The 12868-nt window shown below is 52.3% G+C and carries 14 protein-coding genes; 8 read left to right on the top strand and 6 right to left on the bottom strand.

The window, feature by feature from the left end:
• The first annotated feature begins 22 nt into the window (after positions 1 to 22).
• Both ACFQ2I_RS01625 and ACFQ2I_RS01620 read left to right on the top strand, forming a co-directional pair.
• The gene (locus ACFQ2I_RS01625) at positions 23 to 454 is read left to right on the top strand and encodes an HIT family protein (protein WP_377561719.1); all 432 of its coding nucleotides are present in this window, start codon (positions 23 to 25) and stop codon (positions 452 to 454) included.
• A gap of 142 nt (positions 455 to 596) precedes the next feature.
• Positions 597 to 968: a VOC family protein gene (locus ACFQ2I_RS01620; RefSeq protein WP_377561717.1), complete on the top strand. Its 372-nt coding sequence runs from the start codon at positions 597 to 599 to the stop codon at positions 966 to 968.
• A gap of 206 nt (positions 969 to 1174) precedes the next feature.
• Here the strand turns inward: ACFQ2I_RS01620 and ACFQ2I_RS01615 are convergent, their stop codons facing one another.
• A complete protein-coding gene (locus tag ACFQ2I_RS01615; protein ID WP_377561715.1) occupies positions 1175 to 1951 on the bottom strand; it encodes a sugar phosphate isomerase/epimerase family protein in 777 nt (258 codons plus the stop codon).
• Positions 1952 to 2178: 227 nt separating this feature from the next.
• On the opposite strand from ACFQ2I_RS01615, the gene ACFQ2I_RS01610 reads away from it, so the two are divergent.
• On the top strand, positions 2179 to 3294 hold the full coding sequence (locus ACFQ2I_RS01610) for a Gfo/Idh/MocA family protein (RefSeq protein ID WP_377561713.1): 1116 nt from the start codon (positions 2179 to 2181) through the stop codon (positions 3292 to 3294).
• Between the two features lie 144 nt (positions 3295 to 3438).
• Here the strand turns inward: ACFQ2I_RS01610 and ACFQ2I_RS01605 are convergent, their stop codons facing one another.
• Positions 3439 to 4320, bottom strand: a complete 882-nt coding sequence (locus ACFQ2I_RS01605) for a LysR family transcriptional regulator (RefSeq protein WP_377561712.1) — start codon at positions 4318 to 4320, stop codon at positions 3439 to 3441.
• A 114-nt stretch (positions 4321 to 4434) separates the two neighbouring features.
• Here ACFQ2I_RS01605 and ACFQ2I_RS01600 point away from each other — a divergent pair, with 114 nt between their 5' ends.
• The 5 genes from ACFQ2I_RS01600 to ACFQ2I_RS01580 are packed head-to-tail and all read left to right on the top strand — an operon-like array spanning position 4435 to position 8713.
• The gene (locus ACFQ2I_RS01600; protein ID WP_377561711.1) at positions 4435 to 5331 is read left to right on the top strand and encodes a 3-hydroxyacyl-CoA dehydrogenase family protein; all 897 of its coding nucleotides are present in this window, start codon (positions 4435 to 4437) and stop codon (positions 5329 to 5331) included.
• Positions 5318 to 6511, top strand: a complete 1194-nt coding sequence (locus tag ACFQ2I_RS01595; RefSeq protein WP_377561947.1) for an acetyl-CoA C-acetyltransferase — start codon at positions 5318 to 5320, stop codon at positions 6509 to 6511. Before ACFQ2I_RS01600 ends, ACFQ2I_RS01595 begins: the two co-directional genes overlap by 14 nt.
• Before the next feature lie 16 nt (positions 6512 to 6527).
• Positions 6528 to 7214 carry a CoA transferase subunit A gene (locus ACFQ2I_RS01590; protein WP_377561710.1) on the top strand — a complete coding sequence of 229 codons (687 nt, stop codon included), beginning with the start codon at positions 6528 to 6530 and terminating at the stop codon, positions 7212 to 7214.
• A gap of 20 nt (positions 7215 to 7234) precedes the next feature.
• A complete protein-coding gene (locus tag ACFQ2I_RS01585; RefSeq protein ID WP_377561709.1) occupies positions 7235 to 7900 on the top strand; it encodes a 3-oxoacid CoA-transferase subunit B in 666 nt (221 codons plus the stop codon).
• Between the two features lie 36 nt (positions 7901 to 7936).
• A complete protein-coding gene (locus ACFQ2I_RS01580; RefSeq protein ID WP_377561708.1) occupies positions 7937 to 8713 on the top strand; it encodes a 3-hydroxybutyrate dehydrogenase in 777 nt (258 codons plus the stop codon).
• Positions 8714 to 8764: 51 nt separating this feature from the next.
• Here ACFQ2I_RS01580 and ACFQ2I_RS01575 read toward each other — a convergent pair whose 3' ends face one another.
• The 4 genes from ACFQ2I_RS01575 to ACFQ2I_RS01560 all read right to left on the bottom strand — a co-directional run bounded on the left by ACFQ2I_RS01575 (position 8765) and on the right by ACFQ2I_RS01560 (position 12822).
• Complete coding sequence (locus ACFQ2I_RS01575; protein WP_377561706.1) at positions 8765 to 9712, bottom strand: NAD(P)-dependent oxidoreductase; 948 nt, start codon at positions 9710 to 9712, stop codon at positions 8765 to 8767.
• A 24-nt stretch (positions 9713 to 9736) separates the two neighbouring features.
• Complete coding sequence (locus ACFQ2I_RS01570) at positions 9737 to 10675, bottom strand: sugar phosphate isomerase/epimerase family protein (protein ID WP_377561705.1); 939 nt, start codon at positions 10673 to 10675, stop codon at positions 9737 to 9739.
• Complete coding sequence (locus ACFQ2I_RS01565) at positions 10672 to 11406, bottom strand: HAD hydrolase-like protein (protein WP_377561704.1); 735 nt, start codon at positions 11404 to 11406, stop codon at positions 10672 to 10674. The genes ACFQ2I_RS01570 and ACFQ2I_RS01565 overlap by 4 nt, the downstream gene beginning before the upstream one ends.
• 72 nt (positions 11407 to 11478) lie before the next feature.
• Positions 11479 to 12822: an ABC transporter substrate-binding protein gene (locus ACFQ2I_RS01560; RefSeq protein ID WP_377561703.1), complete on the bottom strand. Its 1344-nt coding sequence runs from the start codon at positions 12820 to 12822 to the stop codon at positions 11479 to 11481.
• Positions 12823 to 12868 lie beyond the last annotated feature (46 nt).

Genomic DNA, 12868 nt, shown 5'->3' with positions numbered 1-12868 from the left:
TCTTACTGAGGGGGGAAGAAATGTGCCCGAACGTACTTGTCTAGGTTGCCAGCTAGCCAATAAAGAGATTGAAACTAATATTATTTTTGAAAATGATCGGGTCACTTGCATTCTAGATATCGCTCCATTAAATGAAGGGCACATGCTGATCCTGCCTAAGAAGCACTTTCACGATGTCGATGACTTAGATGAAGCTACGGCAATTGATATTATGCGTACATCTAGGTTCCTCGCTAAGCTACTAAAATCTCATTTTCAACCGCAAGGCATTACCATCCTTCAAAACAACGGAAAGTTCAATGATTTAACCCACTATCATATGCACGTCTTCCCTCGCTACGAATCTGACGGTTTTGGTTGGTTAGAACCTATTGATGCAACAAATGCCAAAGGCCGCTTAAAAGAAACCGCGGCGGCTTTGGTTGCTCTCATCCATCAACAACCGTTACGCTAACGGGAGGCGATAGTGCAATAACTTTTGAGGGTATCTGTTTGAATAATAGTTGCTTCCATGGTTACAATACTGAGCGAAACATGTGTTCAACAAGGTAATGTTGTATACTTTATGCAATAACCAATTTTTTTATGGAGGAAATATGAAACTGGGCGCATTCTCTGTAAGTTTAAGTGTAAAAGACATTTACAAATCAAAATTATTTTACGAAAATCTAGGTTTTCATGTCCTAGGTGGCGATATTACTCAAAAATGGCTCATTATGAAGAATGAAAGTTGTATCATTGGTCTATTCCAAGGAATGTTTGAAAAGAATATTCTGACCTTTAATCCAGGTTGGGATGAAAATGGTAAAAATCTTGATTCGTATACGGACATTCGAGATATTCAAAAACAGCTTAAAGCAAAAGGAATTAAAATACTGTCTGAAGCAGATGAAACAAGCGAAGGACCTGCCAGTTTTACAATTGAAGATCCTGATGGTAACCCCATTCTTATAGATCAGCACAGATGAAGTAGAGACTGGAATAGCTATATACATCAGGGCCTTCAACAAAGAAAGCTTTAAGCTATCAGAACCGATAGCTTCATGACGACAGGCTGCCGACCATAACGGCAGCCCGCTCAAAGATTTGGCAGCATTCTGGAATCCACGGGATAGCGGAACGCCGGTTCCTTAGGTGTGCTCGGTTCCGTTCATTACCGCCGACCATTCACGGCTTACGAACGGGCGGAAACGGCCTCTGCCTCGCCGATCAATGCCAACAGCGTCGCTGCATCCTCTAGAAACTGCTTCGGCTCTCCGTCCGCTACAAATTCGATTAACGCATAACGCGAGCCTCCGAATGTATTCACTTGCTTAAAGTGCGACAGCCATGCCTGATCACCGGCGGCCAACGGCTGCTGCACACGATCCTGATAATAGGACACATGCAAGTTAAAAAGACGGCCGCGCAGCGCTTCAATCTCTTGCCTGAATAACTCCGACTCTCCTTCGTGCAAACGCTGCCAATCGCAAGTGAACGACGGTTCCGGCACAAGCTGCAACAGCTTTAATGTGCTCTCCAGCGTATCGGTCAACGTATTCTGGTGATATTCCAGCGTGACCGTCATGCTCCTTGATGCCGCAATCGCCGCTACTCTTCTCGCATCCTCGGACACGCGATCCCAAGTCGTCTCATCCGCTTCCGCCGAGCCACAGCTTCCCGCCCATACCCGAATCACCTTCGTGCCTAGCGACTCAGCCGTCTCTGCCAGCTGATCGAAATCCTCGCCTTCCCCGCTGCCCAACCTATAGTAGCTGGCATATGCCGCCACCTGTAAGCCCGCATCGGTCGTCAGCTTGCCCACCTCTGCAGCCAATTCGAGATTTCCTGCCGGCACATGCACATCGCTTCCCCAAGCGATTGCTTGCAATCCAGCCTGTTTCGTTAACGTGACAATCTCTTGAGGTGCAAGCTTTCGAAAAGTAACAGACAGCATACCAGGAATCATCATACCATCACCCTTTGCTACATTTTCAAATTACCACATTCGTCCATTATACTGGTTGCCGCGCCGAAGGTATAGTCAATAGCCGCCAGAACTCTGAATTGGAGGATTATCCCCTTGTTTAAGGCGGCTTCCGAGGCATAATGCTAAAATAATTGTACTTTTTGATAAAGACACCTTCGCATGAATTCTCTATACTAGCCCTAACATGAAAACTAATGGAGGTTTCCCGCATGAAATTGGCCGTCATTGGGTATGGACATCGCATTCGCCATATGGTGAAAGAGATCATAAAAGCGAATCCGGAATGCTATGTAGCCGCTATTGTAGACCCCAGAGAAGATGAGATTAGGTTGCAGTACCCCGATGAAGTCAAGCGTGCCGCCTTCTATCCCGCTATTCCGGACATGCTAGGCGCTATAAAGCTCGATGGCGTTCTCGTCGGCACCCGCTGCAATCTGCATACCGAGATGGCTGTCCAGCTGCTGCCCACCGGCATTCCGTTGTTCCTGGAGAAGCCTGTCGCCATCAGCTACGAACAGCTCGAGCAATTGGAGAGAGCCTATCAGAAGTCCGACAGTCAAGTCGTCGTATCCTTCCCTCTGCGCAACACGCTGCTGGTACAGACCGCGAAGGAAATAATAGATTCCGGGAAGCTAGGCACGATCGAGCATGGGCAGGCCGTGAACAATGTTCCTTACGGCGGCGTCTACTTTCATAACTGGTACCGGGATGAACGGATTACGAACGGATTGTTTCTGCAGAAAGCTACCCATGATTTCGACTACATCAACTATCTGCTCGGTATGCGGCCCGTCATGATCAGTGCAATGCGATCGAAGCAGATTTTCAAAGGCGATAAGCCTGCGGGGCTTCTCTGCAAAGCATGCGACGAGAAAGACACCTGTCCGGAAAGCACAATCGGTCGGGAGGATCTGGGACCTTACTGTTGCTTCGGCGAGGATACGGGCAATGAAGATTCCGGCAGCGCGCTCATTCAATACGAGAGCGGCATGCATGCCGTCTACACGCAGAACTTCTTCGCAAGAAGGAAAGCGGCAAGACGCGGCGCACGCCTGCTCGGATACAAGGGAACGCTGGAGTTTAACTGGCAGGACAATGAAATCAACGTATATATGCATCACACGCCAAGAGTGGAAACACACAAGCTGACGATAGACGACTCGGCGGGCCACGGCGGCGGCGACGGCGCACTCGCCAGGAACTTCGTCGGCATTATGCAAGGCAAGGAAGTCTCGAGGACGCCGTTGGAGGAAGGCTTGCTTAGCGCCCGTATGTGCCTGAAAGCAACGGAGTCAGCAGTGACGCATACGTTCTGCATGATTTAAGCCATGACGAGAACAGCGCTGCAAGGATAACTTATCCCCTGCAGCGCTGTTCCCTATTTGTTCCCTATTTGTTCCTTATTTGTTCCCTTTATTCAGCTTGTACGTATACTCACTCTGTTCACTGTAACCAAACCTTTCCTTTTTTTAAGAGAAAACCTCTTTCACATACTCTACCCAGCCTCTGGCCGCGTGGGACAAGTAGCCATCCTTCTTCCAAACAATGCCCAGATTCCACTGAATGCTTGGCTCTACACCGTTCAAGACACGAACTTTCTGTGTATCGAACTTCGCGCAGATCGTCTCCGGAAGCAAGGAAATGCCTTGATTGGCACAGATTAATTCATAGATGAAATCCCACTGGCTGCTCTCGTAAGCGACTTGAGGCTCGAAGCCCTCCTGTATACAAGCCTCCTTCACGCGGTCGTGCAGATTGAATTCATGACGGAACAGAATGAACGACTCGTCACGCAGATCGCCAAGCTTCACTTCTTGTCCAAGAGCTAGATGATGCTGGATTGGCACAACCAGCTTCAATTGCCGCTTCACAATCGGAACGATCTCGAATAAGGCATCGTCCACGGGTAATACAACTACCCCCAGATCAATTCTCCCCTCCTGCAAAAGCTGCTCAATCCGCTTCCCTCCCTCTTCGACAAGCTGAATCGTAATCATGGGATGCCTGTTACGAAACTCCGTAATGACTTTGGGGAAGAAGCTGGCTCCTATGACCGGCGGGAGTCCCAATGTGAATTTCCCCGCTTTAAGCTGTGTGAGGTCGGCAACCGCCGTTTGCAGGTTATGGGCAGCGTTCATGACAGCTTGTGCATGATGCTGCACCACTTTCCCGGCCTCCGTCAACGTCACGCTTCGCGTTGAACGATTAAACAGCACCACGCCTAGCTCTTCCTCCAGCCCCTTCACCATTTTGCTGAGCGTGGGTTGAGAAAGATGAATAGCTTGACTCGCCTTGGAGAAGCTCTCACGTTCGGCAACTTCCAAAAAATAGCTCAACTGTCTGAAATCCATCCGCAGCACCTCTTATAGATGATTGGAATAAATACCATTCTATATATGTATTATCACTATATTATGGATTCATGTAAAATGAAAGAAAACAACGACCCAAGGAGGGTGGAATGATTGAAGCACATTGCCGTATTAGGAGCCGGCACGATGGGTCTTACGATCGCCCGCCTGTTCGCGAACTATCGGTACGAGGTTTCCCTGTATGAGCCAATCGGCAAGCGACTCGATGCTGTAGAAGCGCAACTGAGCGGAGAGGGCCTCGGCATTTGTCTGACTGACGATTTATTGAAAGCGGTTGCAGATGCGGATCTCATTATAGAATGCGTCCCCGAGCAATTGACGGTCAAACGGGAAGTCTTTCTGAGGCTATCCGCCATGATGAAGCGGGATGCCATTGTCGCTTCCAATACATCCAGCTTCTCACTCCAGACATTGGCACAGGATCTGCCCTATCGAGATCGGTTCATGATTGCCCATTTCTTCAATCCGGCGCATCTCATACCGCTAGTAGAAATTGTCGGCATGCCCGATACGCCTCCACATCTCTTGGAAGAGCTCGTCTCGCTGCTTCGGCAATGCGGCAAAACCCCCGTCGTGCTGAACAAGGATATTCCCGGATTTATTGCCAACCGTCTGCAAGCCGCTCTGCTAAGAGAAGCCTGCTTCTTGCTGGAAAGCGGTATAGCTGACGCCAAGGGGATTGATACCGTTGTGAAAGAAGGACCCGGTCTTCGTTGGGCCAGTAAAGGGCCATTCGAAATTACTGACCTCGGCGGATTGGATATATGGGCCATATTGACTGGCCGGCTATTCCCCGAATTGAGCAATAGCAGCGATACACCTGGAACAATCATGGAGAAATTGGCTAACAACGAGCTGGGTGTCAAAAGCGGTAGCGGCTACTACGAATACAGCAGCTCTACTCAAGCAGTAGAAGAAATGGGCGACAGTCTGCGGCGCTTGCTCTCCGCGAGACAGTCCGGAGGAGATGATCAAGCTGACAACACATAATGTCGTCATTACGAGTGCGGTGCGAACCGCTATCGGCAGCTTTAACGGCATGTACAAGGATGTATCCGCGATTCACTTGGGTACGACTGCCATTGCCGCAGCAATCCGACAATCGGGAATCGCTTCAACCGATGTGGATGAAGCGATCATGGGCAACGTGCTACAGGCCGGACTTGGCCAGAATCCTGCCAGACAGGCGGCACTCGCCGCAGAGCTGCCCATCGAGAGTCGCGCCGTGACCATTAATCAGGTGTGCGGCTCAGGACTGATGGCCGTCAGTATGGCGGCCAATGCTATTCGCTGCGGGGATAGCGACATTATCGTCGCCGGCGGCATGGAGAATATGACTCGCTCTCCATACTTGATGCCCGGGGCTCGCTCCGGCTATCGCATAGGCAATCAGACGATTCAAGACAGCATGATGCATGACGGGCTGCGATGCGCCTTGCACGATTATCCCATGGGCAATACAGCTGACGAGCTATGTGAGCGTTATGGATTATCGCGTGAGGAGCTTGATCGCTTCGCTTATGACAGCCAGCGTAAAGTGAAGGCAGCAAGGGAAGCGGGCAAATTCACAGATGAAATCGTTCCCGTCAACATTCCGCAAAGGAAGGGCGCACCACTCTCCGTCTATACAGATGAGCATCCTCGTCCAGACACCACCTTGGAGGCTCTGTCGAAGCTGCACCCGGCATTCAAGCCGGACGGCAACGTCACTGCCGGCAACTCTTCCGGAATTAACGATGGCGCTGCGGCACTCGTTCTGATGAGTGAGGCCAAAGCAGCCTCCCTCGGACTGCGACCGCTCGCGATCATTCGTTCAAGCGCTACTGCCGGAGTCGAACCCGCTCTCATGGGATTAGGGCCCATCCCGGCAACTGAACGTGCGCTTGCCAGAGCGGGTCTCCACATGAATGACCTCGATCTTATTGAGGTCAATGAAGCATTCGCGGCGCAAGCGCTGGTCTTCACCAAGCGATTCGATATCGATCCCGGCATCTTCAATGTCAATGGCGGCGCTATTGCACTCGGTCATCCGATCGGCGCAAGCGGAGCGCGGGTGTTAGTCACTCTCTTGCATGAGATGAGACGCAGATGCTCTCGCTACGGATTGGCATCGTTGTGCGTCGGCGGCGGCCAAGGCATTGCAACGATAGTGGAGAACGCATTTTCATAGAAGGGAGTCGATCCTATTGAAGGAAATAGCAACATCATGCTCGGACGCCATCAAGGGTATTCATGACGGAGCGACGATTATGGTCGGCGGATTCGGCCTCGTAGGCATTCCGGAGCAGCTGCTTATCGCATTGGCCGATAGCGGCATCCGAAATTTAACGGTCATATCGAATAACTGCGGGGTGGACGACTGGGGACTCGGTCTGCTGCTCAGGAATCGGCAGATCACGAAAATAATCGCCTCCTATGTGGGAGAGAATAAAGAGTTCGAGCGTCAGGTGCTAAGCGGTGAAATTATAGCAGAGCTTGTACCGCAAGGTACGCTGGCCGAGAGAATCAGGGCGGGCGGAGCAGGCATTCCAGCCTTCTACACACCGGCGGGAGTAGGCACCCTACTGGCAGAGGACCGGGAAACCCGTGTCTTCAATGATACCGAATATGTGCTTGAGCATGCCCTGACAGCAGATTTCAGCCTCATACGCGCCTACCAAAGCGACCGAATGGGCAATCTTGTCTATCACAAAACTGCGCGAAACTTCAATCCCATTATGGCGGCGGCAGGAAAAACCACCATTGTAGAAACGGAGCAATTGGTGGAAACGGGAGAGCTGGACCCGGATCGTGTCCACACACCGGGCATCTATGTGCAGAAGCTCATCAGGGCTGTGCAACAAAAGCGTATTGAGCGGTTAACAACTCGTTAACGAATGAGAGGAGAATCGGCATGAGTGAACGATTATCGGTGCGAGAGCGCATTGCGAAACGGGCAGAGAAGGAAATCAGGAGCGGATCTTATGTGAACCTCGGTATCGGGATGCCTACATTAGTCGCCAACTTCATCTCGCCGGACAAACAAGTGATCCTGCATTCGGAGAACGGCTTGCTGGGCATCGGACCGTATCCCTCTCCGGATCAAGTCGAGCCTGATCTCATCAATGCAGGCAAAGAAACCGTCACCGCCGTCGAAGGCGCATCTTACTTCAGCAGCTCCGATTCATTCGCCATGATCCGCGGGGGACATATCGATCTGGCTATTCTAGGCGGCATGGAAGTATCCCGCTCCGGCGATCTGGCCAACTGGACCATTCCCGGGAAGATGGTGAAAGGGATGGGGGGAGCGATGGATCTCGTACACGGGGCGAAAAGAGTGGTCGTCATTATGGATCATGTCAATAAAGCGAATGAGCGGAAAATCCTCCACGCTTGCCGTCTGCCGTTAACCGGCAAACAAGTGGTGCACCGCATCATTACCGATCGGGCGGTCATCGATGTGACGACTGACGGCTTGCTGCTTGTCGAGGTTGCGGAAGGCTATACCATTAATCAGATACAAGCGACGACAGAGCCTCCGCTTCTATTGCCGGAGCAAGTCGTGATGAATGCTTACTAGACTAGCCAACAGCTTTACATGATAGGGGGAAAACGTATGTTCAGTAATCGCGTCATTATCGTGACGGGCGCCGCCCAAGGCATCGGATTCCATCTGGCCAAGCGCTTCGCCCAAGAAGGCGGTTCCGTCGTGCTGGCCGACCTTGAAGGCGCCGCTCTTGCAGCCGCTGAAGAGCAGCTTGCAGAGACAGGCTGCCAAGTGGTTGCCATCCCGGCAGATATGACCGTCGAGGAAGATATTATCCGCTTAATCAACCAAGCGTCCTTGCATTACGGACGCTTGGATGTTCTTGTCAATAATGCGGGCATTCAGCATATTGCCCCAATTGAACATTTTCCAACGGACAAGTTCGAACTCATGATCAAGCTCATGCTCACCGCTCCGTTCATCGCCATCAAGCATGCCCTTCCTCTTATGAAGCGACAAGGCTATGGCCGAATCCTGAATATGTCCTCCATTAACGGCCTTGTAGGATTCGCCGGCAAGTCAGCCTATAACAGCGCCAAGCATGGGGTTATCGGCCTCACTAAGGTCGCCGCCCTGGAAGCCGCGCCCCACGGTGTAACCGTAAATGCGTTATGCCCCGGCTATGTAGACACCGCATTAGTACGCGGACAGCTGCAAGATCTGGCGGATACCCGTCATGTACCGTTCGAACGTGTGCTGGAGGAGGTCATCTACCCGCTTGTGCCGCAACAGCGCTTGCTTGCAGTGAAGGAGGTCGCCGATTATGCCTTATTCCTGACCGGCGAATGCGCCAGAGGCGTGACAGGCCAGGCAGTCGTACTGGATGGCGGCTATACGGCACAATGAACCCCAGAGCGATGAAGGCACACGCCTGTATTCGCTCTGGGGTTCATCATGTTATAGCCGAATATCGTTAAGATGGTTCATCGGCGTCTCGCCGCGCATCACTCTCATCATATTATCCAGGAAGAAACGGTACCTGACCTCATGGAACTTGGTTCCGTCCGGCATGCCCGCCGTGTGTGGCGTCAAAATGGCATTGTTCAACGAACGAAGCTCGCTTCCCATCGGCAGAGGCTCCGCTTCGAACACATCCAGGCACGCCCCGCCGATCTCCCCGTTCTTCAGAGCTTCAATCAGATCCGCCTCATTGACAATCGGCCCTCTTGCCGTATTGACGAGCAATGCATCCTTCTTCATCTTCTTCAGGAACTCGCGATTGACCAAGCCGCGCGTCGATTCGTTCAGGAAGATATTCGTCGTAATAATATCCGAGCTCCGAACCAAGGTGTCCAGCTCCACGAACTGCACGCCGTCCACGCTCGCCAGATTGCGGTTAATATCATAGGCGAGCACGTTCATTCTGAACGCGCGAGCCAGCTCGGCCACACGGGAACCGATTGCTCCGAAGCCAATAGTGCCGATCGTCTTGCCGCTCAGTTCGCCGCCGGTATAGACAAGCTGTGTCTCATCCCCGCCGTTCTTCATGAACCGGTCCAGATATACGATATTTTTGTAATGCGCCAGGACGAGCGCCAGGATATGCTCGGACACCGCATTCGCATTCACGCCGGCGGCGTTGCTCACCCATATGCCCCGCCTGGTGCAGGCATCAATGTCCACGTTGTCGAAGCCCGCTCCCGTCTGAACGAACTTCAGCTCCACCGCTTGATTCAGCAGCTCATCGTTCACTTCAATATGCTCGGGAATGAGCACGCTCGCTTCCCCGATATATGAGCCGATTCGCTCAGGCTCCACGATATGCACCTGCCAGTCGGCCGGGAAGCAGGCAATAACGCGCTTCCTCGATTGCTCGGGGAAATAACCCGTAATTAACACGTTCACTTCAACCACTACCTCTGCATTAAATTAGACGTTAGCCCAAGCTTCCAGGAAAAAGCGCTTCATATTGGCAATGACCAGCCGCGGAGATTCGTCGGCCAGCCGGCCCATCTCGAACGTCACGACCGGCCTCCGCGTCGGCTTTGGCCGCTGGAAGAAGCCGATTTCCTTCAATGCAGCGAGAAATGCGGTCAATTCATCTACGCCGACCTCGGAATCCTTCACGCCGAACGGAATGTGCTTATCGCCGAAGTAGTCCGCTTCTCTGTTCTTCATGTAACAATTTCCAATATGAATATGAGTCAGCTCATCCTTTGCCAGCCACAACGACTGCACAGCATCTTCTTCCATGAGCGGCAGATGGCTCTGATCCAGCAGCAAGCCGAAGTTATTGTACTGGCTGCGAATTGTTCTGGCGACATGGACGGCCTCGTGCGTCGGCCCCAGCAGATAATGACGGTCCATATGGCGGTCGCCGATCTCCAGCGAGATGTACAGCTCGTAGCCATGAGATGAGGCTCGCTCCTTCGCGTACTGACAGATCTCCATGGCGGAGAGCATGAACGCCTCCACATTCCGGCTCTTCTTGTCTTCCCCTTCGTACTTCCCCGTAACGATATGCATAATGCGGGCATCCATCTCGTAGCAATGGTCGACCAGCATTTTACACCGTTCCACGGATTCCACTCGCACCTCCGCATCCAGAGAGCTGAGGTCAATCCCCAGCTCCCGGAATGCATCGCCGCCGTTGAACAGAATGTCCACACCGCTATACTGCATATACTGCTTGGCCAGCAGGCGCGTTCGCGGGTCCGCAATGTACGATACTTCCACAGCCGTGAAGAAGGGGTCCTCCAGTATCGTCATCAATCCTTCCAGCATCCGCTCAGGCTTGTCCTGCGGGAACGGGAACAGCTTCGGCAGCACAATGCCGATGCTTGCCGTGCTTTCTATCGCTTCTCTCATACGACTTTGCCGGAAGCAATCAGCTCCGGCAGCTCCTTCACCGTGTTGATGACATGCGTATGGTAATACTTGCCCCACACTTGAATAGGAGTTGATCCCTGCATGACCCCAATAATTGCGCGGCATCCCGCGTTGTAGCCCTCCAGCATGTCGGCAGGCGTATCGCCCACTTTGATGACCTGCCGTACATTCTGCACGTTCAAGTACTCCATCGCTTTGAAGATCATGAACGGCGCCGGGCGACCCTTGCCCTCCGGCACCATATCCAGATCGACCGCGTAATCGATCAGCCCGTTCTTCACCCAGCCGAGCGTATCCATGATGACATTGTTAATGTCGCGGTGGAAGCCGGTTCCCGTCGCCACTTTGATGCCGTTCTCCTTGCACCATTGCAGCGTCTCGGTAGCCCCTTCGATCTCCTTGCAATGCTCCTTGTAGTAAGCGATCATATATTCCGTATATTTGTCGTAGAGCTTGACGGCTTCGTCATGCGTCGTCGGATCGATGTCGACCTCGAAGTTTTTGAAGTCGATGATGTTCCCTTTCGTCCGCGCAATGAGGAATTGATACAGATGAATTTTGTTCGTGCCCATATGCGTACTGATCTCATCCTTCGTCACGTCTAGCCCGTAATCCACCGCCGCGCGGTGCAGGCAATCCCTTACGCCGTTATCGTCCTGTACCAATGTTCCCGCCAAATCAAATACTGCCAATGCAATGTTGTCTCTCATCTTCTGTCTCTCCTGTCTCTAATTAAAATAGGATGAATGCGATATATATCCGGTATCCCTCTTACTCGCCGCTTACGGCTTCAGCACCTTATCAAGCTCTGCTTGCGCCTTCTGCTGTGCTTCCTTCAACGCTTGCTCGGCAGGCATGTTCTGAACGAGCACCTTGTCCTTCGCCAGCTCGATCTCCGCATAGATCTTGCCCCCGGTTGGATCGACGTAAGGCGGAATGCCGTTCGTCTTAATCTGCTCCAGCGGTACCGACAGATAAGGATTCTCCTTCAGCTTGGCTTGATAGATGTCCGTATTCACTGCACTCTCGCGAATCGGAATATAGCCTGTCTCTACCGCCCAATAAGCCGTCTGCTCAGCTGCCGTATAGAACTTCACGAATTCCCAGGCTCCTTCTTGCTGCTCCTTCGGTGAATCCTTGAACAAGTTGAACATGACAGATACCGCTACCGGTCTCGGCTTGCTGCCCATGAAGCCCTTCTGCATGCCTGTCGCCACCTGCGTGAAGTCCAGATCGCCGCCGTCTCCCGATGAGCCTGTATAGCCTGCTGACTTCCCGTTCATTACGTTGTCAATCGTCTTGTACCACCATTCCCAGCCGTTGCCGCCATAGACGGTCTCCATAATCTTGTCCTCGTGAATCCACTTGCGGATGCTGTCCCATGCATAGATCCATTCCTCGGAATCGATCGTTACCGTCTTGCCGTCCTCGCTGACGATGTCGCCCCCGGCGGAACGAGCGTAGTCAATCATATGCTCGCCGTACCACATGACGGACCAGCCGAAGATGCCTTCCTTCTCCTTGATCATCTTCGCGACTTCGGCCAGCTCCTCAAAACTTGCCAGCGCATCGTAATCGATGTCGTACTTCTCGAAGACATCCTGACGATAGTACATCATCTGGGAAGCGACGTAAGCGGGAACACCAAGCGTCTCGCCTTCGTACAGACCTTGGTCTAGAAGCAGCACGTCGTCCTTGTTGTACTCCGGCTTGCTAATATAATCATCCAGCGGCAGCAGCACATCACTGGCCGCCAGCTTCATGAATTCGGGGTAACGGTTAATGGCGAGGGCGGGCGGCTGCTTGGCCGCGAGCGAAGCTTGAAGAGCCTGCAGCGTCTCACCGTAATCGCCCTGCACGACAGGTACAACCTCATACTTGTCGCTGCTGCTGTTGAAATCCTGAATCAGCTTCTCCATCGTCTCGCCCAGCTTGCCGCCAAGGCCATAGTAAATCTCCAGCTTCACCTTCTCTTGCGGTGCGGGAGTGCCGTTTCCGCTTTGACCCGAAGCAGCATCGTTCGCTTTATTCATATCGCTGGAGCAGCCGAGCACCCCTGTCATCATGAATACGAAGCTCATCACAAGCAATAAGGCGTTTTTCATCTTCTTGTTCCTCTTGTTCACTGTGTTAATCCTCCTCTGAGTTCTTGATGTCATGAACAGCCATCAC

Source organism: Paenibacillus chungangensis, assembly GCF_042675905.1.
GTDB lineage: Bacteria > Bacillota > Bacilli > Paenibacillales > Paenibacillaceae > Pristimantibacillus > Pristimantibacillus chungangensis.
Note: the sequence above shows the minus strand (reverse complement) of the source record. Positions and strands in the feature narration are given on the sequence as shown.